Below are 19091 nucleotides of genomic sequence, written 5' to 3'. Positions count from 1 at the left end.
CTTGGCCTCAGCTTGCTGCAGGGCGGCGAACAGGCTCTAATGGGGTTTCACTCTTCCTTTGGCATTGGCGATGCAAGAATTTGATGTTGCGATCCTGGGCGGTGGCATGGTGGGTTCGACGCTGGCATTGGCGCTCTCCCTCCTGCGTGATCGGCAGGGGCATCCACCGCGGATACTGCTGATTGAATCCCGACGCCCGCACTCCATCGATCATCCGGGATTTGATGCCCGCGCTATCGCGCTCTCCTACGGCAGCCAACAGGCGATCGCTGAACTGGGATTGCAGGCCGAGTTCTTGTCAGACTCGGCGGCCATTCGTTCTATCCATGTCAGTGATCGCGGCCATTGGGGACGTGTCGAGCTGACGGCTCGTGAATATGGGCTCCCGCAGTTGGGCGGCGTGGTCGAGTTGCATGCCGTGGGTCAACGTTTGTTGCGACGCCTGGAGGCGAGTCCCGAGATTGGTTATCGAGCGCCAGCACACGTCCAGGCTCTCGAGTTTCACGACGACTCTGTGGTGATCCAGCAAACTGATGGCCAGAGAGCCCGGTGCCGTTTGCTGGTGCTGGCCGACGGTGGCGAGTCCTCCTGGCGTAGCAAGTTAGGTTTGAGTTGGCGGCAAGAATCATTCGAGCAAACGGCGCTGATTAGTACGATCTTGACCCAGGGGACACCAGCTGAGCGAGCCTGGGAGCGATTTACCGAATCGGGGCCATTGGCCCTATTGCCGCTGGGTACTAACCGACTCTCGGTAGTCTGGTCGCTGCGCCATGCGGAGGCCGAACAGGCCTGCGCATGGGGTCATAATCAGTTTCTCGAACGCTTGCAACACGCCTTTGGCTATCGGGCGGGCCGCTTCATGCAGGCGGGTTCCCGTGAGTTGTATCCACTGTTGCTGCGACAGACCCAAGATATCGGGCATCACCGCCTGCTGGTGTTGGGCAATGCGGCTCAGCAACTTCATCCGGTGGCCGGGCAAGGCTTCAATCTCGGTTTGCGCGATATCATGACGCTCTATCGGCAGCTACAACCGATATGGCATTCTCACCTTGATGTGGGTTCGGCATCCGTATTGCGATGTTACCGCGCCGCTCGGCGCCCGGACGTAGACGCTACCATCTGGATGACCAGTACTCTGGCCCGGTTATTTGCCTCCACCCATGTGCCGCTGGTCTCCGGTCGGACCTTGGGGTTGTTGGCGATGAGTCGTTGCGCCTCGTTCAAACAACATCTAGCCAGACAAGCCTTGGGATTAATCGAATGAAAACCGTAGATATTGCCATCATCGGGGGCGGCATGGTCGGATTGACCATTGCTGTGGGTCTGAAAGATTGTGGCTTGCGGATTGCGCTGCTGGAGCAGCATGAGCCCGGATCTCTGGTCTCTGAGGCGGCGCTACGGGTCAGCGCCTTGAACCTGGCCGCTACCAACTTTTTGAGTCGACTCGGGGCTTGGGACTCGTTAGCCCGTCGGCAAGCTTACACCTGTATGGAAGTCTGGGAGCGAGATGGTCACGCGCGTTTGCATTTTGACGCGACGTCGGTGATGCAACCGGCACTAGGACATATTGTTGAAAATCGGGCTGTGGTCGCCGCTTTATGGCGGCAACTGGCGGGCAGTGAGGTCCTGCAGCTGTGCCCTTGCTCGATTGCCTCGCTTTCCCCTTCGGCGGCCGGGACCTTGATCTTGCCTGAGCAGGGTGAGCCGTTGCTAGCTAGCGTGCTCATCGGTGCCGACGGTGCTTATTCCCGTTTACGGCAGCAGTTCAATTTTCCACTCACGCAATGGGATTACGCCCATACCGCACTGGTCGCGACCATACGTACTGCCGAGCCCCATGGCAACTGCGCGCGCCAGTTGTTTAGCTCCGAAGGCCCTCTAGCCTTGCTGCCACTGTGGGAACCCAATCTTTGCTCCATCGTCTGGTCGGTTTCTCCGGAGCGTGCCCGTCAACTGAGCGAGTTCCCGGAAGCCGAGTTTAATAAGGCGCTGCGGATAGCTGCCGATGGGGTGTTGGGGGCGTGCGAGTTGGTTGGTAAGCGAGGCACTGTGCCACTCAAGGCGCGCTATGCGCGGGATGTCATCCGTGACGGTTGTATTCTGGTTGGCGATGCCGCTCATACCATACATCCTCTGGCGGGGCAGGGGGTCAATTTGGGGTTGATGGATGCCGCCGCGCTGGTTGAGGCAATTCGGCGCCAGGTGGATGCGCAGCGCTGGAATGGCGAACTTGGTTTTCTGGCTGCCTATAGTCGCTGGCGCAAGACCGAGGCGGCGCAGATGCTGATGGCGATGGAGGCGATCAAGCGGCTGTTTGTTCCGTCTGATCCGCTGAGTCGTGGTGCTCGCGCTCTGGGAATGGGAGTGCTGGACCGATTCTCGCCGCTCAAGAGCCTGCTGATCCGTCGAGCGTTGGGGTTGAGTGGGGAGCTGCCAACGCTGGCGAGCCCCCTGGTCGAGCCCCGATTTTAACGGGCTGAGTCGAGCGTATTAACGCGCGGATATTGATAAAAGGGGGCTAGCTTGCTCAGCAAGTCGCATTCCCCAATCGGCGCCGCCAGTATATGTCCCTGCAATTGATCACAGCCCAGCTCCTGCAACCATAGAGATTGCAGGCTATTGTCCACTCCCTCGCCAACCACGCGTTTGCCCAGCGAATGGGCCATCTGGATGATGTTACCAACCAGCTGCTTATCCATTTCACAATCGAGCATCCGCAAGGTAAAGCTGCGATCCAGTTTGATGGTGTGGAAAGGCAGGCGGCTGAGATAAGTCAGGGCGGAATAGCCAGTACCGAAGTCATCCAGTGTCAGGCGATAACCTGCCTGTTGTAAGGCGGTCATCACCTGCTGGGCTTGCTGATAATTGACCCGCAATGCCTGTTCATTCAATTCCAGAGAGATGCGGGATGGGATGATGTGGTAGGTCAGGGTCAAGCGCTCTAGGGTGTTTTTTAGCTCCGGATCCAGCAATTGCTGCCCGGTCAGATTGATCGCCATCTGCAAGCCGGTCATGCCGGCGACATCCAGCTGATGCAGCTGATGCAGCGCCTGCTCCAGAACCCAGTTACCAAATTGCAGCCCCAAGCGACTGTTCTCCAAAATGGGAATAAATTCCAGCGGTGGAATGTTGCCCTCGAGAGGCAGTTGCCAGCGACTCAAGGCTTCCAATCCAATGATTTTTTGTTGTTTACAATCCTGGATCGGCTGGTATTGCAGGTAGATCTCACCACTCCGCAAGGCCTGACTCAGACGTTGTTCAATAAAGTGATTACGCACTGATTTTTCTTGAAGTTGCGGAGTGAAGACTTGATAGCGTTGGTCCGCTTGCAGTTTCACTTCGTTGAGAGCCATCTCGGCCTGACGCAGTAATTCATTGGCCGGGATCTCGCTGCTATCAATCATCACCACACCGGCGGAGAACTGCAGTGCAAAATTACGCTCCGTCAGCAGCAAGGAGGATTCTAGACGCGACTGCAATTTGGCGATGATGATGTGAACCTGGGTCTCATCTTGCAAATTACTGATCAGCAAGGCAAACATGTCTCCACTCAAATGGCAGAGCAGATCCGCCTCGCGAACCGACAGACTGAGTTCCTGAGCCACCCGCTGCAGTAGACGTTCCCCCTCCTGATGGCCAACTGAATGGCTTAGCTGCTTGAAGCCATTGATCTCGAGCAGGATCAAGGCCAGTTGCGCCGGGTAACGCTGCAATGCGGCCAACTGGCGGCCCACCTCGAACATAAAACAATCCCGATTGGGTAAACCGGTCAGAGGATCATACAAGCTGTGCTGCTGTAACAAGGTGGCTTGTTGTGCCAGAGTCGCAGAGTTGTCATCCAGTTGTTGCTGTAATGCCCGGACTTGCCGAGTCATCACCGACAATTCGTCATAAGCCAGATAGCGAGTTGGTGACAGTGGCTCACTCGAGGTATCTCCGGTGGCTAGAGCTAATAACTGCTGCAGGCGTCGGATCCGCGTCGACTGCCATCCGTACCAACCCAGCGCCGCCATGATGGCCATCCCTAACGGAAACCAGTGCCAGAGACGGGTGACTGTGTTAGATACCGGCACCTTAGCCATCAACAATAGATAGAGCGGGCCCTGGCTGGATGCATCGGTCAGCGGCGTCACCCAGATCTGGTGGGCCAACAGCGCATCGGCAAGCAGCTTACTCCATTGCCCTATAGTCAATGTGGGCGGTAGTGGTTGTGACATGAGTCGCTGCACAGCTTTGGGTAATAACGGGTTTGTGGCGCTGGATAACAGTTGGTTATATGCCTGATATGACAGTGTTTGCCATGGGGTGTCCGCTGGGGTGGTAGCAGGCAGGGCTCCCAGGAAGAAACCGGTTATGCCGCTGGCCTGCTGCAAGCGTTGCAACAGCGGGTCGAGTCGACTGATAGCGATCAAACGTCCCGGAGCCCCGAGGCGAGTGTGGGCTACCGATTGGATCAGCAGGCATTGCTGGGCACATTCAATCTGATTAGCGGGCTCTGTTTGCGCCCGCACCCATAGATCCTGCAGTACGGTATCGGCAAGCGGGGCATGGAATGAGAGAGGGGCAGAAGCCGATTCCGGATACCAATGCAAAAAAACAAAATCGTCTGAGGCATCCGACGGGCCTGTGGGCAATCGCTGGGTCATGGCCTGCTGACGTTCAGCGATCAGGGTCTGCAGCAGCTGTTGGATCCAGCGATCGGCGTTATCTTCCTGCGCCGATGCGACATCCTGTGTCGTAGCTGTCTGTTCCAGCCACATGGAGCCAGCTGCAGCCAGCACGATCAGCACGACAGCCACAAGACCTTGTTGGCGTAGAGAGAGGAATCTGGATTTTAGTGGCATTACGGCTTTCTCTTTATCGGATGATCATGCTGCAGGATCGCGATTGCTCATGGCTTATGGGCTCGATATTTCGATCCTCATTGGCTTAAACATAGAGCACTCGGGGTCATGAAACCATCTCTTCGTAGAACATGCGAGCCCTAGAAGCTCAGAACCGTGTGGTTGGCGAGACAGGATCTGAGAATTGCCGCCTGACTCAAGAAACGGATGCAAAGCTTTTCATCTTTGTCAGAGGCGCTGTCTACACTGCAAAGAGTGATGCCAAGGCGGTATGCGATCCGGTGCTCTTTGCCGTATCGCGGTTGCCTGGCCTGTCATTCATCTATGAGATTTCATCGTTGTTCATGCGTAGAGGGTGCTGATATGAGTCATATTCCGAGTGAACTGCGTTATACCTCCACCCATGAATGGGTGCGCCTGGAGGAGAACAACGAAGCCGTGGTTGGTATTACTTACCATGCCCAGGCCATGTTGGGGGATATGGTATTTGTCGAGTTGCCAGAATTGGGATCGGTGTTGCTGGAGGGGGATGATGTGGCCGTTGCTGAATCGGTGAAGGCGGCTACGGATGTGTATACCCCGGTCAGTGGCACAGTCATCGGCGTCAATGACGAGTTGGAAGCCTCGCCAGAGCAGATCAACCAGGACCCTTACGGTGCGGGCTGGCTATTCCGGGTGAGGCTGGAGGAGGCTGAAGAGCTCGATGGTTTGATGGATGCGGAGTCTTATCAACAGATGCTGGAAAATGAGTTGGATTAACGGCTGAGAAGCCGTTTTCATTGCCAAGCAAATGCCAGTTCATGCGTATATCTCGGTGAATTGTGAATTAAATCTCAATGTAAAACGTTTGCGTTGCATTTTCAGTGTGTTAATTTAGCGGCATTCAACGAGGGCGAGTCTCTTCTTGAACATGCGATCTTTGGATCGCGATTCCGTAGCACTTGTTTAGCCCGGGCATGCCCGGGCTTTTTTTATGCGGTTTTGAGCGGTTGGATTCAGCCCTGGTAGTTGCCGACATGGGGACGACGACTGGGACCGATGAGCTGGATATCGACGGGATTAAAGGCTTTGATCGCTTCGAAGCAAAAATCACCCAGCGCGTGATGCAGTGAGGCGGGCGCATGGTTGGTGATCAGGATGACGCTCTTGGACAGGTTACGGCGGCGGCGGAGCAAATGGCCGAGAAAGCTGGATTGGCTCTCCAGTAATTTGGCGCGATTTGAGCCGATCTCATCGATGATCAGCAGGTCGACCTCCTCCAGCGCACGGCGGTAGCGGTTGCGCTCTTCCTGATCTTCAATCACGCCGAAAAACAGGCGATCGACGATCGATGCCCATTGTTGGAAGATGACCGATTTTTGATGCTGGGCGATCAGCTCATGGGCTATGGCGCCGGCCAGTGTCGATTTTCCTGTCCCATAACCGCCGTAGATCAAGACACAACTGCCACCATGCTGTTCCCAGTGCTCAAAGCCACTGATGAAGGAGCGGGCGGTCTGGATGGCGTATTCCAGGGTTGGATCGGTATGATCCATGCGCGCGAATAGCCACTCGGGGTTGAGATCCGCCTGCGCAATCAGTCGTTCAATCCGGTGGCGTTGTGCCTCCTGCTGGAGCTGGCGAACCTCCCGGTTGGCGGCGGCTTCATATTGCTGACGCAAGGTTTCATAATCCAGCTCTGCATGGGCTTCAGGATTTCGGCGCAGGCGCTGGATCCGCTGCAGCAGGGTGTTCATCTGCTGCTGTAATTGCGGATCATGCTCCCGATGTACCGAATGCAAAGGCTCTGCCCGGCTCTCCTGACTCAGATGGGTTGGCTCATTCTTTTTCATCGCTCTCTCCTTGCTCGTGCGCTCGCAGACGGCGCGCGTCGGCAATCATCTGTAGGGCTCGTGGACTGGGGCCGTTGTCTGGAGTCGCCGCCACTTGCTGGTAACCCGTGCCTACCATGGGTGTCAGACTGGTTTTTGTATAGCGCCTTGCCTTCAATGCCTTGATAAATTTCAACATCCATTGATGGTCAGTGGCAAAAGTTTCCGGACGGCCCAGCCAATAGGCCATAAATTCGCCCAACTCCTCCTCGTTGAAGCGACTCTCCAGCAATCCGCACAGTTTTGCCAGATCGTGAAATGCCTCGCCAGGACGCCAACTCGGGTGCATCGGATGCGCAGCTTGCGGGATTGGCGGGTTGTTAAAAGCCTGAGTCAGGCAGGGTAATACACACTCGGCACCATGGTAATGACTTTCTTGCGGCGGGTGATCCACGCGAATGAGCCCCACCTCCTGAAGTTCGTCCAGTAGTCGGGTGAGCTGGCTGGCGTTGACCTGATAGCTAAAGCCGCCGGGTTGCTGAGGGTCTTCGACTGCCAGCGCCCGGCCCAGTTGCGGATAGCTGAGCAGGAGTGGGGCTCCGGACTCGGCCAACCGCCGCAGGTGCAGATAATAGAGGGTTCGGGCCGGATGGCTCAACCTGGGACTATTGAGTTGAAGGTACTCGGTTGGTGTCATGATCAGCAGTAGCAGGGACAGTGGCGCTATTATCGATTAATCCGCCATCAGCGCCAATCATTTGCGTGGTTTTAGCGTGCTGTGGCGAGCAAAGCGGTCGGGGCTGCCGGTGTTGCAGGGCGATGACTATCGGGATTGAACCGTTTACCAACACATTCATCGGGCAGCCGTCTAAAAACGAGCAATTCTCATCAACCCGGAACTTTTGTTCTGCCAGCAACTTGTCTACCCTCAATAGCAATAGAGTCAGAAAATCGAGACAGGTTGAAAATGTCGTACCCGGATGGGCAGCGTAAAATATTAGTCATTGAAGATGAGCCGGTGTTCCGGGCAACTTTATTGGCTTTTTTGCGACAGCAAAATCATCTGGTTTATGTTGCCGAAAATGGCTTGGATGGACTAGCTGCCGTTGCGGTTTACCACCCGGATCTGGTGTTGTGTGACCTGAACATGCCGGGGATGGATGGTCATCAGGTGATCCAGTGTATTGCCACCCGCTATCCACAAACTCCGGTCATGGTGATTTCAGGGCAAGCCAATCTGGATGATGTGACCCGAGCTTTGCGCGCTGGGGCCAAGGATTATCTCATTAAGCCGATCCGTAATTGGCCAGCACTGTCTCAAGCGATTGAGGACTGCCTGGAGTCCGTCACCGAGGCCCAGCACTATGGTGAGCTGGCAGCCCATCTCTCCCGGTTGCATCGGGATGACGTGGCGGCCACTGAGTTGCTCAGCGCCATGGCGCCGCCCCATGAACAGACGTTGCGACGCTGGCAAACCCGCTATCACAGCAGCAGTCCGCTGCTGCTCCCCGAGTTTTTAGAGCTCAATGGCCAGCTAATGTTGGTGGTGATGGAGCTGTCATTTATGGGGGCTGATGCCGCATTCATCGGTGCCATGATTAAGTTCTTGCTGCATGGCCCTTATCGCCAATATCAGCAAGGAGAGAGCCGCCTACTGGATTCACCGGGCGGCGTGTTGGAATATCTGAATTGGAATCTGTTTGAGTCTGGCTTGCGGGGCAATGTGAATATGGCGGTGATCCTGGTCTCGGAGCAGGATGAGCAGGTGCGGTTTGCCAATGCCGGCTTGACGTCACCTTCCTGGCTGCAACGAGCCAATGGTATGCCGCTGGGCATGCTGCGACAAACCGATTATCCGACCTTTCAACGGGTGATGAACAAGCCCTGTGTCTTGCAATTTCGCGCCGATAGCGGTGATGAACTCTCCGTGGAGTTGCAGCACGCCGGTTGCTAACGGGCACCAATTTAAGGTGTCGAAGGCTTGAACAGTAGCCTGAACGTATCTGGGTCAGGAGAGCAGATGGGAAAATTGAGTGTGTGCCAATTGGGACATGATCGTGCGCCACTGCTGTTCGGCCTGAACGCCTGCTTGCTGAAATACTCCGGCCATCAGTTGGCGTTGGCTTTCGGATAGACGACTTTCCAATTCCATTCCGGACTGACTGAGGGTCAGACGTTTAATCCGCCGGTCGTGCTGGTCCTGCGTGGCAAGGATGAGCCCGGATTCCTGCAGCGTCCGTAATGGACCATTCAGTGCCTGTTTACTCACCCCTAAAATCCGCAGCAAGGCATTGACGCTGAGTGCCGGGTTACGTCCTACGAAATAGAGAATGCGGTGGTGCACTCGCTGCAGCCCATGCTCCGCCAGAATGGCATCCGGACCCGTGGTAAAGGCGCGAAAGGCGAAATGAAACAACTCCAGCGCTTCATTGAGCGCGGCCTGGTTATTTTGGTCAATCATATTGACTTGATGCAATCCGGTGGCAAGATAGGTCAACTTTACTGACTTATTTACCTTGATGCGCGAGAAAATGCAACTCGTGCCTCAGCTTCATGCACACTGACAGGAGGTCGGCATGTTTGCCCAACGGATCCAGCACCTAACCTCATCCATCATTCGCGAGATCCTTGCCGCAGCCCAGCAACCGGGAGTGATTTCATTTGCCGGTGGCTTGCCTGCTGCCGCCAGTTTTCCCGAAGCGGATTGGTCCACCTTGCCGAGCTATGTCAAACAATACGGCATGAGTGAGGGCGAGCCCGAGTTACGCGAAGCCATCGCGGCCGAGGCGCGCAGCAAGGGGATCCGGTGTGATGCCAATCAGGTGTTAATTCTCTCCGGTTCCCAGCAAGGGCTGGATCTGGTCTCCAAGCTGTTTATCGATCCGGAGAGCAGCGTTCTGGTTGAATCGCCCACTTATCTGGCGGCATTGCAATCCTTCCGTCTGTTTCAAGCCAAGTGTCAGGGCGTCCCCTTGAAGGGGCCTGGACTGGATCTGGAACTGTTCGAGACTCAGGTGCGGGATCACAAACCGCGCTTTGCTTATCTCATCCCGAGTTTTCAGAATCCGTCCGGTACCTGTTATAGCGTCCAGGCTCGCCAGGACGTTGCGGCCATGCTGGATAAATATGGTCTGCCGTTGATCGAGGATGAACCTTACTGTGAGCTCGATTACGACGGGGTCGCCAAACCGCCGATCAGCTCCTTGGTGCAACGGGCGCCATGGGTCTTCCAGGGCAGTTTTTCCAAGATCTTGATGCCAGGTCTGCGAGTTGGTTATCTGATCGCTCACCCGAGTCTGATTACCCACTTGGTGCGGCTCAAGCAGGCAGCGGATCTGCACACCAATCGCCCGGGACAGTGGCTGGCACTGGAATATATGCGTTCGGCGGAAAAACCAGCCCGTCTGGCGCAGTTACAGGCTTTTTATCGCGAGCGGCGCGACGCGTTTGCCGCCGCTCTGGAGAGCGAGTTCTCGGATCTGGCCGATTGGCAGGTGCCGTCTGGCGGCCTGTTCTTCTGGTTGAAGCTCAAGCAAGTGCGGGATACCCGTCCCTTGCTGCAACCTGCACTGGCGGTGGGTGTCGCGTTCATGCCTGGCGAAGCATTCTTTGCCGAAGATGAACCGCCCCATGGCTATCTGCGGCTAAACTTCAGCCATACTGAGCCTGAGCTGATGGTGGAGGGGTTACGTCGACTGCGCCAGGTATTACTGAGTGCTGTCTGAGTAAGCAATTTCCCGGTAGAACACAGCAAAACGCCACCCCTCTTGGGTGGCGTTTTCGTTATGGTCGTTCGGCCCGCGACAGGTGTCGGATTACTTGAGGCGCAGACTGATCTGCGCGACCCGTTCACCAAAGAGTTTGGCGGTCGCCAGATCGCCGGGGAGCGGGCCTTCATCCGGACTGGAATCGGAAGGGGATTGCGCCATCAGCCCCGCAAACGAGCCTAGCCAGTTAATATCGTTGCGCACCGCCGCCTTGCTGTTGGCTGGCATCATCCCGGTACCGACCCAGATCATGCTGTGTTGCATCGCCAGCGTAATCAGGTAGTGCAGCGTCGAATGCTTATCGCCATTGATACTGGCCGAGTTGGTGAAACCGGCGGCGATCTTGTCTTTCCAGGCCTGACCGAACCAGGGGCGGGAGCTGGCATCGGCAAATTTTTTGAATTGCCAGGAGGGGCCACCCATGTAGGTGGGAGAGCCAAAAATGATGGCGTCGGCTGCTGCGAGCTCTTCAAATCCTCCGTCAGGAATATTCCCCTCACTATCGATAGCCAGCAAACTGGCTTCGACACCGCTAACCTGTCCGGCTCCGGCCAGTACGGCCTCGGCTTGTTTTTGGGTGTGACCATAACCACTGTGATAAACCACGACGAGCTTGCTCATGACGTCTCCTTGTGACGGGTACCGCAAATAGGATGGTTGATCGCTGGAACCATCGGGATGGTGACAACTGTTATTGGGGATCCGGGGTGTAGCCCGCCTCCATCAGGCGTAGGGCCAGTTCCTCCCGGCTGAGCTGGCTTTCTATCTCGACCCGGAACTGTTCCAGATCGATGTGTACTCTGGCGTGTGGATCGGCGTGGCGTATGGTGTCGGATATAGCACCGCTGCAGGCTTCGCAGATCAAATCATTGACGATAAAGGTATGCATGGCTCACCTCCTGCGGGGGTTGACGGCTGCACGGCCACTGAAATTATCAAACTGGTGTGTAGACAAGTGTGTATCGCTCCCCCCGAGATTTCCTGTTTTCGCGCGATAATTTCATCTCGAGCGCGAACAGCCTCCGTTCAACACTTCACCGAGTATCAATGCCCTTGAATGGTCGGGCTGTAACCGGCTTCTTCCAGCAAGGCCAGGATCTGGGAAATTCCGAGCTGGCTATCAATTTTCAGCAGGTGCTGGGCCAGATCGATCTCGAGCCGGGCCTGGCCATCGGCATTGAGCAAGGTGGTTTTGATCACGCTGGCACAGTGGCCACAGGTCATATCGGGGATGAGAAAACTGTGCATGGGGCGGATCTCCTGAGCCAGCAGAACCCTGCTACTGGTGTTGCTTGGCAAGCCATCATGAAGGGGCGTTTGTTGCAAAATTGTTGCTTACTGGAAGTTAGCACTCTGGCTTTGCGATGCCAATCGAAAACCGTGAATTTTTCGAGCTGGAGGCGTCAAGATGAGCGGAGTGTGTCTCGCTTTGTCATCGGCTTGACCTTCACATGATGGTAAGGTTGAAACTTGAATTATCGATATCTGTTTCCTGGTCAGTCGGAGCTTGCACATGTCCATCTTAGAGTCCGAACCATCCCCTCTGGCAGCCCCATCCGCTGCGCGTGCAACCGCGCTGTGGCGGCTGCCGATTGTCGGCATGAACTGCGCGGCTTGCGCAGCACGGTTACAAAAAGTGTTGCGGGCGACACCGCTGGTGAATCATGCCGAGGTTAATTTTGCCTCGGCTCTGGCCGAAGTGGAGGCAAGTCAGGATCTGAGCTTGTCTGCCTTGCTGGCAGTAGTTGAACGCTGCGGGTTTTCCGTGCCCTTGCTGGAGCAGAGCCTCCACATCAGTGGCATCAGTTGTGCCTCCTGCGTGCAACGGATCGAACGGGGCTTGCTCAAGGTGCCGGGTGTTGTGACGGTAAGCGTCAATCTGGCCAGTGGTGAAGCGGGGATCGGCATGTTGGCCGACACAGATCCGGCGCAGTTGCTGGCGGCTGTGCAACGACTGGGATTTGGTGCCGAACTACCCACGCCGACCCAGACGGTTGCGGAGCCGGAGGCGCGGGGCTGGCCCAGTTGGTGGCCGGTGGCGGTCGCGGCTTTGCTGACCGTGCCACTGCTGCTGCCCATGGTGGCCATGCTGTGGGGAGAGCATTGGGCGCTGCCGCCGCTGTGGCAGTGGCTGCTGGCGACACCGGTACAGTTCTGGTTGGGGGCGCGCTTCTATCGCAGTGCCTGGCAGGCTCTGCGTGGTGGCAGCGGCAATATGGACTTGTTGGTTGCCTTGGGGACCTCCGCCGCTTATGGCCTCTCGTGCTGGCAATGGCTGCTCGGGCTGCGCGCCCACTTCATGCTGCATCAGGGGGCCATGCCCGAGCTCTATTTTGAGGCTTCGGCGACCGTCATTACCCTGGTCTTGTTAGGCAAATGGCTGGAGACGCGGGCCAAGCATCAAACCACGGCCGCCATTCGCGCCCTGCAGGCGTTGCGGCCGGAACAGGCTCGGGTCTACCGGCAGGGGGAATGGCGCTGGCTGACCGTAGCTGCCCTGCAGCTAGGTGATCGGGTGATGGTGCAGCCAGGAGAGCGAATTCCGGTGGATGGACGAGTGTTGCTCGGCGAGAGCCTGGTGGACGAATCCCTGCTGACCGGTGAGAGCCTGCCGGTCAGCAAAACAGTCGGTGATACGGTCACTGGCGGCGCCGTGAATGGTGAAGGAGTGCTGGAGCTGGAAACCTTGCGTCTGGGGGCTGAAACCACATTGGCGCGCTTGATCCGGCTGGTAGAACAAGCGCAGATGACCAAGCCGCCGGTGCAACGCCTGGTGGATCGGGTCAGTGCCATCTTTGTGCCGGTGGTGGTCGGGATTGCGCTGCTGACGATTCTGGGCTGGGGTCTACTGGCCGGCGATTGGCCACAAGCGTTGCTTAATGGCGTGGCTGTGCTGGTGATTGCCTGTCCCTGTGCTCTGGGCCTGGCGACGCCGACCGCCATCATGGTGGGGACCGGCGTGGCTGCGCGGCACGGCATCCTCATCAAGGATGCGCAGGCGTTAGAGCAGGCTCAAGCCATCGGCCAGCTGGTTTTTGACAAGACCGGCACCCTGACGCTCGGCCATCCGGACCTGGTTGCCTCGGCGGTCGTCGGGTCTCTGGCGCTGCCGGCTGCGACCTCGGAGCGGGATCGGCCATCCCAGGACGACGAGCCCGAAGCTGGGCGGGCACTGCGGCTGGCGGCGGCTCTGGCGCAGGGCAGCAGTCATCCCCTGGCCAAGGCCTTGCTCCGTGCTGTCCCACCGGATGGCGAGCCTTTGCCGACGTTACTGGCCGGAACCGCATTGCCGGGACGTGGCATGCAAGGCACTGTCTCTTGCGCTGGGCAGTCGTTATCGGTGTGGCTGGGTAGTGAGCGGTTGCTGGCTGAAATGGGGGTGATTCTACCGACCTCTGCCGCTGCGGCGGTAACGGAAGCGGCGCAAGCGGGGCAAAGTCTTTCCTATCTTGGCTACCAGGATGAACAGAACCAACCCCGGGTGCTGGCCTGGTTCGGGTTTGCCGATGCCATCAAGCCCGGCGCTGTGGCGGCGGTGCAGGAGTTGCAGGCGGCCGGCATTCAGGTCGTGATGTTGACCGGGGATCATGCCTTGGCTGCCGCCAAAGTCGCCTCGGCGCTGGGGATCCGGGATTTTCAGGCTAATTTATTGCCCCAGGAAAAGCTGACGGCATTGAGTCGTTATCGCCAGCCGGGGCTCATCCAGGCCATGGTGGGGGATGGCATCAATGATGCGCCCGCCCTGGCGGCGGCGGACGTCGGAATTGCGATGGCCACCGGGAGTGAGGTCGCCATGCAGGCGGCCGGTATTACCCTGATGCGTGGCGATCCGCAACTGGTATGGGCTGCGATCGATCTCTCCCGGCGTACCTACGCCAAGATCCGCCAGAATCTGTTCTGGGCCTTTATCTACAATCTGGTCGGGATCCCCCTGGCTGCGGCCGGGTTGCTGAACCCTGTGCTGGCCGGCGCGGCGATGGCGTTCAGCTCAGTGAGTGTGGTCAGCAATGCCTTGCTGTTGCGCCGCTGGCGGTTGACCCGCTATTCGGAGGCCCGGGTGTCGCCATCCACTTCGCTCCCGACTGCCCCACCCGCAGTGACAGATAAGGAGCCCGGCCATGACCAATAATTCTCTTCGCTTACCATTCCCCCGGAGTGTGGAGCCCGAGGAGCGACGCCGCAAGGGAATGACCATCGGCGAAGTCGCCCGCAGCAGCGGCGTGACCGCCAAGATGATCCGTCACTACGAGTCGCTGGGCCTTATTCCGGCGCCGCTACGCTCGGCGGCGGGTTACCGTTATTACGATGAGACGGCGCTGCACGAGATCCGGTTTATCCGTCAGGCCCGTAGTTTGGGATTTGGTCTGCCGCAGATTGCCGAGCTGCTGATCCTGTGGCGGGATCGCGGCCGAGCCAGTCAGGAGGTCAAGGCACTGGCCGAGGCGCAATTGCAGGCGCTGGAGCAGAAGATTGTCGAGCTGCAGCAGATGCAACAGAGTCTGCGTCGTTTGGTGAGTCAGTGTCACGGCGACGAGCGACCGGATTGCCCGATCCTCGATGAGCTGGCGACGGAAAAATCGGAAAAGTCCGGAAAAAAGGGTTGCCATGACGGCGGGGGATGATCGAAGCTGGGGTCTGTTGTCGCGCTGTTTTTGTGATCCTTTGGAGTCCCCATGAAACTCTACTACACCCCTGGAGCCTGCTCTTTAGCCTCTCACATTATTCTGTGTGAGACCGGTCTGCCTTATACCCTGGAGCGGGTTGATTTGCGCAATAAAACCATCGCCGATGGTCGTGATTTCCTGGCCATTAACCCCTTGGGCTATGTGCCGGTTCTGGAGCTGAATAATGGCGAGATCCTGACTGAAGGCTCGGCAATCCTGTTTTATCTGGCCGATCTGGTTCCGGCAGCAGGCTTGGTACCACCGGCCGGGCAGGTGGCCCGCTATCGTCTGTTGGCCTGGCTGAACTTTATCGGCAGCGAGTTGCATAAAAACTTTTCGCCGCTGTTTGGTAAGCAAACTCCCGAAGAGTACAAAGCCCAGATCAGTGAACGACTAGCCGCCCGCTTCGCCCATGTCGATGGCGTGCTGGCCTACTCGCCCTATCTGGCGGATGGCACCTTCAGCATTGCCGATGCCTATCTGTTGGTGGTCAGTAACTGGGCGGCGATTGTCGGCTTTGATCTCAGCCCCTATCAGCACCTGCTGGCCTTCCGGGAGCGGGTATTGGCGCGCCCTTCGGTACAAAGAGCCATGCAAGAAGAAGGATTGCTCTAATCCTGGCGGTCCGAGAATAAGGCAAAACAACACGGGCGCTTCGGCGCCCGTGTTGTTTTTGAGATCCCGCGTTGTTTTGGCAATCTTGCTGCGACATGGTCAACCGATCCTGTGTTCGGTGACTGGCGATTCTACTGGGTGCCGTTTCTACTGCGTGGCGTTTCTACGGCCTAGAGGTTAGTTCTCGGCACCTGCCGTAGAGGCAGGATGAGCCGCACGATACAGGGCCCACTCCTCGACGACCCGGCCATCGGGCAGGTGACAGTTACTGCTTTGTCCGGCTTCCGAGGTCACCGGCTCACTCTTGCCGCCTTGCTGGGCACAATAGACGGCCGCTGGATTGGCCATACCAATGGCGGGGGGGCGCTCGGTGGTTTTGCCACAGCCGCCGAGCAACAGCAGGCCACTGGCTAAAACGGTCAACGGGAATCGCATTGTTCTCATAAGGGGCTCCTGTGGCTGACTGCCGGGTGAGCATGGCAAGGCAAAGGTCAGATCCCTGCGCACGATGCAGATCATCATGCTAGCGGGATCTGCGCTGTGGCCCAAGTCGGGATTATGGATTCGTTAAGCTACCGTTTACGTTTCATACCTATTGCGGTAGGTTAATAGGCTGTTAATTTGCTCAAATTATCATCTCTTGTGCTGTATTTTTCTGGTTTTTCCGATCGTTGCTCGGCATTATTCCCGATTGCCAGCGGTAGTTTCTGTCCTGACAGGCGGATATTGCCGCATCTTAGTTCCATCGAATCTGGATGATCCCGTATGAAAATGAACAAACTGACAGCTGCGATCCTGATCAGCATGCTGCTTGGCATTCTGGTTGGCCACCTGGTACGTGCCCTGGCGCCGGATGCTGCCACCATTACCAGCTTTACTGCCAACATCACCATTTTGACCGATATCTTCTTGCGTCTGATCAAGATGATTATTGCCCCCTTGGTGTTCAGTACCCTGACGGTGGGAATTGCCAAGATGGGGGATAGCAAGACGGTTGGACGCATTGGTGCGAAAACCATGGGCTGGTTTTTGACCGCGTCGCTGATCTCCCTGAGTCTGGGTCTTATCATGGTCACCCTGCTGCAGCCGGGGGTGGGTCTCGCCTTAAGTGTGCCGGACACCTCCGCCAGCAGCGGTATCTCGGCTGGTGCCATTACCCTGAAAGATTTCGTGACTCACGCTATTCCCAAGAGCGTGGTCGAGGCGATGGCCAATAACGAGATCCTGCAGATTGTCGTCTTCTCGCTGTTCTTTGGCTTGGCTGCCGCCTCGTTGGGCGATAAAGCCAAGCCTGTGGTCAAGCTGATGTCCGCCACCGCCGATATCATGCTCAAGGTCACCGGTTTTGTGATGGCATTTGCGCCGCTGGCCGTCTTCGCGGCCATTGCGGCCATGGTCGCCAAAGAGGGGATGGGTATCCTCTCCACCTATGGCACCTTTATGGCACAGTTCTACCTCTCTATCGGTGTGCTGTGGTTTGTGCTGTTGGGAATGGGGGCTCTGTTCCTGGGGGGACGTGTACTGCGCCTGCTCAAGAGTATTCGTGAACCGGCCCTGTTGGCGTTCTCGACCGCCAGCTCCGAGGCCGCCTATCCCAAGACTCTGGAGCGCCTGGAGCACTTTGGTTGTTCCAAGCGTATCGCCAGTTTCGTGCTGCCCATGGGTTATTCGTTCAATCTGGACGGCTCCATGATGTATTGCACCTTTGCCACCCTGTTTATTGCCCAGGCCTATGGCATCGATCTCTCCTTCGGCCAGCAGATCACCATGTTGCTGCTATTGATGGTGACCTCCAAGGGCATGGCCGGGGTGCCTCGGGCCTCTTTGGTGGTGATTGCTGCCACCCTGTCCCAGTTCCATATTCCTGAAGCGGGCATTTTGCTGTTGCTGGGTATCGACCATTTCCTGGATATGGGCCGTTCGGCGACCAATGTACTGGGCAATGCGATTGCCGCTGCGGTGGTCGCGCGTAGCGAAGGGGCTTTGGGTGAGGAGCTGAGCGAGGAAGAAATTCTCGCTTTATCCAGTCAGCCGGTTGCGACCGAGCCGGTGCTCGAGCAGGCATAATCCACAATCCCTGTTGGTTTGAAGCAAAACCCCGGCCTGCGTGCCGGGGTTTTGTTTTTGCGCTATCCCGATGACGTGTTGCATGAGCAGACTCTCGAAATGGGCGTGGAGTCTGCGATTCGTCCTGACTCCATCGCTCCTCATGTCCAACGGGTCACCGGGAAATAGCCTTTGTGTGGGGTTGGCAGGCCGGGGCCAACTGCCATGCCAGTGCGACAATGGCTGTGTCGGTTGTTGTACTTTTCCGTACAAATAGCGCGTGTTTGTTTTCTTCCTCGCTGCCCAAAGCCAGTCATTCAAATAAAATATCTATATAAAACAATAATTTATTTGTTTTTCTGCAATTGGTACAAGCCGTGCAATTAGATAAGCGTCAACTGTCAACAAGGAGATATCGACATGGCGCTTCGTCAATGTGCAATTTACGGCAAGGGTGGGATCGGCAAGTCCACAACTACCCAGAACCTGGTCGCCGCTCTGGCTGAAATGGGCAAGAAGGTGATGATCGTCGGTTGTGACCCCAAGGCCGACTCTACCCGTCTGATCCTGCACGCCAAGGCCCAGAATACCATCATGGAAATGGCCGCGGAAAAGGGTTCTGTAGAAGATCTGGAACTCGAAGACGTGCTGCAGATCGGTTACGGCGGCGTGCGCTGTGCCGAGTCTGGTGGTCCTGAGCCAGGAGTTGGTTGTGCCGGTCGTGGTGTTATCACCGCCATCAACTTCCTGGAAGAAGAAGGCGCGTATGAAGCCGACCTCGACTTCGTATTCTATGACGTGCTGGGTGACGTGGTGTGTGGCGGTTTCGCCATGCCAATCCGCGAAAACAAGGCACAAGAAATCTACATCGTCTGCTCTGGCGAAATGATGGCGATGTATGCCGCCAACAACATCTCCAAGGGCATCGTGAAGTATGCCAAGTCCGGTAGCGTGCGTCTGGGGGGCCTGATCTGTAACTCCCGTCAAACCGACCGTGAAGATGAACTCATCATCGCCCTGGCCGACAAGCTGGGTACCCAGATGATTCACTTCGTACCCCGTGACAACGTGGTACAACGCGCCGAAATCCGCCGCATGACCGTCATCGAATATGACCCGAATGCCAAGCAAGCCAACGAGTACCGCACTCTGGCCCGCAAGGTGGTGGACAACAAGCTGCTGGTGGTCCCGACCCCGGTCACCATGGACGAACTCGAAGCGCTGCTGATGGAGTTCGGCATCATGGACGAGGAAGACGAAAGCATCATCGGCAAGACCGCAGCAGAAGAAGCGGTAGCCTGAGTCCTGTGATTTCCGCGGCCGGCGCTGGTCGGCCCGGAAATC

At 57.1% G+C, this 19091-nt stretch carries 18 protein-coding genes; 10 read left to right on the top strand and 8 right to left on the bottom strand.

What is annotated here, in order from left to right:
* Positions 1-70 precede the first annotated feature (70 nt).
* Both ubiH and ACZYUB_RS13560 read left to right on the top strand, forming a co-directional pair.
* The gene (gene ubiH / locus ACZYUB_RS13565; protein ID WP_463948690.1) at positions 71-1264 is read left to right on the top strand and encodes a 2-octaprenyl-6-methoxyphenyl hydroxylase; all 1194 of its coding nucleotides are present in this window, start codon (positions 71-73) and stop codon (positions 1262-1264) included.
* Positions 1261-2472 carry an FAD-dependent oxidoreductase gene (locus ACZYUB_RS13560; protein ID WP_463948688.1) on the top strand — a complete coding sequence of 404 codons (1212 nt, stop codon included), beginning with the start codon at positions 1261-1263 and terminating at the stop codon, positions 2470-2472. The genes ubiH and ACZYUB_RS13560 overlap by 4 nt, the downstream gene beginning before the upstream one ends.
* Here the strand turns inward: ACZYUB_RS13560 and ACZYUB_RS13555 are convergent.
* The gene (locus tag ACZYUB_RS13555; protein ID WP_463948687.1) at positions 2469-4844 is read right to left on the bottom strand and encodes a putative bifunctional diguanylate cyclase/phosphodiesterase; all 2376 of its coding nucleotides are present in this window, start codon (positions 4842-4844) and stop codon (positions 2469-2471) included. The genes ACZYUB_RS13560 and ACZYUB_RS13555 overlap by 4 nt on opposite strands.
* A gap of 363 nt (positions 4845-5207) precedes the next feature.
* Here ACZYUB_RS13555 and gcvH point away from each other — a divergent pair, with 363 nt between their 5' ends.
* Positions 5208-5603: a glycine cleavage system protein GcvH gene (gene gcvH, locus ACZYUB_RS13550; RefSeq protein ID WP_463948686.1), complete on the top strand. Its 396-nt coding sequence runs from the start codon at positions 5208-5210 to the stop codon at positions 5601-5603.
* Between the two features lie 236 nt (positions 5604-5839).
* Here gcvH and ACZYUB_RS13545 read toward each other — a convergent pair whose 3' ends face one another.
* Entirely contained in the window at positions 5840-6676 is an 837-nt protein-coding gene (locus ACZYUB_RS13545) for an ATP-binding protein (RefSeq protein ID WP_463948685.1), read from the bottom strand.
* Positions 6663-7352: a DnaT-like ssDNA-binding domain-containing protein gene (locus ACZYUB_RS13540; protein ID WP_463948683.1), complete on the bottom strand. Its 690-nt coding sequence runs from the start codon at positions 7350-7352 to the stop codon at positions 6663-6665. The genes ACZYUB_RS13545 and ACZYUB_RS13540 overlap by 14 nt, the downstream gene beginning before the upstream one ends.
* 270 nt (positions 7353-7622) lie before the next feature.
* Between ACZYUB_RS13540 and ACZYUB_RS13535 the strand changes: the two genes are divergently transcribed.
* The gene (locus ACZYUB_RS13535; RefSeq protein WP_463948681.1) at positions 7623-8609 is read left to right on the top strand and encodes a response regulator; all 987 of its coding nucleotides are present in this window, start codon (positions 7623-7625) and stop codon (positions 8607-8609) included.
* 54 nt (positions 8610-8663) lie between these two features.
* Here the strand turns inward: ACZYUB_RS13535 and ACZYUB_RS13530 are convergent, their stop codons facing one another.
* Positions 8664-9116 carry a MarR family winged helix-turn-helix transcriptional regulator gene (locus ACZYUB_RS13530; RefSeq protein ID WP_463948679.1) on the bottom strand — a complete coding sequence of 151 codons (453 nt, stop codon included), beginning with the start codon at positions 9114-9116 and terminating at the stop codon, positions 8664-8666.
* Positions 9117-9231: 115 nt separating this feature from the next.
* On the opposite strand from ACZYUB_RS13530, the gene ACZYUB_RS13525 reads away from it, so the two are divergent.
* Positions 9232-10380: an aminotransferase-like domain-containing protein gene (locus ACZYUB_RS13525; protein WP_463948678.1), complete on the top strand. Its 1149-nt coding sequence runs from the start codon at positions 9232-9234 to the stop codon at positions 10378-10380.
* Between the two features lie 90 nt (positions 10381-10470).
* On the opposite strand, the gene ACZYUB_RS13520 is transcribed toward ACZYUB_RS13525, so the two are convergent.
* From ACZYUB_RS13520 to ACZYUB_RS13510, 3 genes are all read right to left on the bottom strand, one after another.
* A complete protein-coding gene (locus ACZYUB_RS13520) occupies positions 10471-11043 on the bottom strand; it encodes a flavodoxin family protein (protein ID WP_463948677.1) in 573 nt (190 codons plus the stop codon).
* A 70-nt stretch (positions 11044-11113) separates the two neighbouring features.
* The gene (locus tag ACZYUB_RS13515; RefSeq protein ID WP_463948675.1) at positions 11114-11311 is read right to left on the bottom strand and encodes a heavy-metal-associated domain-containing protein; all 198 of its coding nucleotides are present in this window, start codon (positions 11309-11311) and stop codon (positions 11114-11116) included.
* Positions 11312-11466: 155 nt separating this feature from the next.
* Positions 11467-11670: a heavy-metal-associated domain-containing protein gene (locus tag ACZYUB_RS13510; protein WP_463948673.1), complete on the bottom strand. Its 204-nt coding sequence runs from the start codon at positions 11668-11670 to the stop codon at positions 11467-11469.
* A gap of 265 nt (positions 11671-11935) precedes the next feature.
* Here ACZYUB_RS13510 and ACZYUB_RS13505 point away from each other — a divergent pair, with 265 nt between their 5' ends.
* Genes ACZYUB_RS13505 through gstA form a run of 3 tightly spaced genes read left to right on the top strand, consistent with a single transcriptional unit; the run spans position 11936 to position 15701 of the window.
* Positions 11936-14551 (top strand): heavy metal translocating P-type ATPase, encoded by a 2616-nt coding sequence (locus ACZYUB_RS13505; RefSeq protein ID WP_463948671.1) that lies wholly within the window; start codon positions 11936-11938, stop codon positions 14549-14551.
* The gene (cueR, locus tag ACZYUB_RS13500; protein WP_463948669.1) at positions 14541-15044 is read left to right on the top strand and encodes a Cu(I)-responsive transcriptional regulator; all 504 of its coding nucleotides are present in this window, start codon (positions 14541-14543) and stop codon (positions 15042-15044) included. Before ACZYUB_RS13505 ends, cueR begins: the two co-directional genes overlap by 11 nt.
* Positions 15045-15095: 51 nt before the next feature.
* Positions 15096-15701, top strand: coding sequence for a glutathione transferase GstA (gene gstA / locus ACZYUB_RS13495; protein WP_463948667.1), 606 nt, complete (start codon positions 15096-15098; stop codon positions 15699-15701).
* Between the two features lie 177 nt (positions 15702-15878).
* Here gstA and ACZYUB_RS13490 read toward each other — a convergent pair whose 3' ends face one another.
* Positions 15879-16145, bottom strand: a complete 267-nt coding sequence (locus ACZYUB_RS13490) for a putative hemolysin (RefSeq protein WP_463948665.1) — start codon at positions 16143-16145, stop codon at positions 15879-15881.
* A 321-nt stretch (positions 16146-16466) separates the two neighbouring features.
* On the opposite strand from ACZYUB_RS13490, the gene ACZYUB_RS13485 reads away from it, so the two are divergent.
* Positions 16467-17768: a dicarboxylate/amino acid:cation symporter gene (locus tag ACZYUB_RS13485; protein ID WP_463948663.1), complete on the top strand. Its 1302-nt coding sequence runs from the start codon at positions 16467-16469 to the stop codon at positions 17766-17768.
* Between the two features lie 399 nt (positions 17769-18167).
* Positions 18168-19049, top strand: coding sequence for a nitrogenase iron protein (gene nifH / locus ACZYUB_RS13480; RefSeq protein WP_460883814.1), 882 nt, complete (start codon positions 18168-18170; stop codon positions 19047-19049).
* Positions 19050-19091: the final 42 nt, after the last annotated feature.

This window comes from Pseudaeromonas sp. HNCC25DJ182 (assembly GCF_055413365.1).
The sequence above is the reverse complement of the archived record's forward strand: the minus strand, read 5'-3'. Positions and strand labels throughout refer to the sequence as shown.

What these genes read in the sequence shown, in the direction of transcription:
- ACZYUB_RS13555 (WP_463948687.1), bottom strand. Translation starts at nt 4,844, where the DNA reads ATGCCACTAAAATCCAGATTCCTCTCTCTACGCCAACAAGGTCTTGTG.
- nifH (WP_460883814.1), top strand. Translation starts at nt 18,168, where the DNA reads ATGGCGCTTCGTCAATGTGCAATTTACGGCAAGGGTGGGATCGGCAAG.
- ACZYUB_RS13490 (WP_463948665.1), bottom strand. Translation starts at nt 16,145, where the DNA reads ATGAGAACAATGCGATTCCCGTTGACCGTTTTAGCCAGTGGCCTGCTG.
- ACZYUB_RS13560 (WP_463948688.1), top strand. Translation starts at nt 1,261, where the DNA reads ATGAAAACCGTAGATATTGCCATCATCGGGGGCGGCATGGTCGGATTG.
- ACZYUB_RS13520 (WP_463948677.1), bottom strand. Translation starts at nt 11,043, where the DNA reads ATGAGCAAGCTCGTCGTGGTTTATCACAGTGGTTATGGTCACACCCAA.
- ACZYUB_RS13485 (WP_463948663.1), top strand. Translation starts at nt 16,467, where the DNA reads ATGAAAATGAACAAACTGACAGCTGCGATCCTGATCAGCATGCTGCTT.
- ACZYUB_RS13540 (WP_463948683.1), bottom strand. Translation starts at nt 7,352, where the DNA reads ATGACACCAACCGAGTACCTTCAACTCAATAGTCCCAGGTTGAGCCAT.
- ACZYUB_RS13505 (WP_463948671.1), top strand. Translation starts at nt 11,936, where the DNA reads ATGTCCATCTTAGAGTCCGAACCATCCCCTCTGGCAGCCCCATCCGCT.
- cueR (WP_463948669.1), top strand. Translation starts at nt 14,541, where the DNA reads ATGACCAATAATTCTCTTCGCTTACCATTCCCCCGGAGTGTGGAGCCC.
- gcvH (WP_463948686.1), top strand. Translation starts at nt 5,208, where the DNA reads ATGAGTCATATTCCGAGTGAACTGCGTTATACCTCCACCCATGAATGG.
- ACZYUB_RS13515 (WP_463948675.1), bottom strand. Translation starts at nt 11,311, where the DNA reads ATGCATACCTTTATCGTCAATGATTTGATCTGCGAAGCCTGCAGCGGT.
- ACZYUB_RS13535 (WP_463948681.1), top strand. Translation starts at nt 7,623, where the DNA reads ATGTCGTACCCGGATGGGCAGCGTAAAATATTAGTCATTGAAGATGAG.
- ACZYUB_RS13530 (WP_463948679.1), bottom strand. Translation starts at nt 9,116, where the DNA reads ATGATTGACCAAAATAACCAGGCCGCGCTCAATGAAGCGCTGGAGTTG.
- ACZYUB_RS13525 (WP_463948678.1), top strand. Translation starts at nt 9,232, where the DNA reads ATGTTTGCCCAACGGATCCAGCACCTAACCTCATCCATCATTCGCGAG.
- ACZYUB_RS13510 (WP_463948673.1), bottom strand. Translation starts at nt 11,670, where the DNA reads ATGCACAGTTTTCTCATCCCCGATATGACCTGTGGCCACTGTGCCAGC.
- ubiH (WP_463948690.1), top strand. Translation starts at nt 71, where the DNA reads ATGCAAGAATTTGATGTTGCGATCCTGGGCGGTGGCATGGTGGGTTCG.
- gstA (WP_463948667.1), top strand. Translation starts at nt 15,096, where the DNA reads ATGAAACTCTACTACACCCCTGGAGCCTGCTCTTTAGCCTCTCACATT.
- ACZYUB_RS13545 (WP_463948685.1), bottom strand. Translation starts at nt 6,676, where the DNA reads ATGAAAAAGAATGAGCCAACCCATCTGAGTCAGGAGAGCCGGGCAGAG.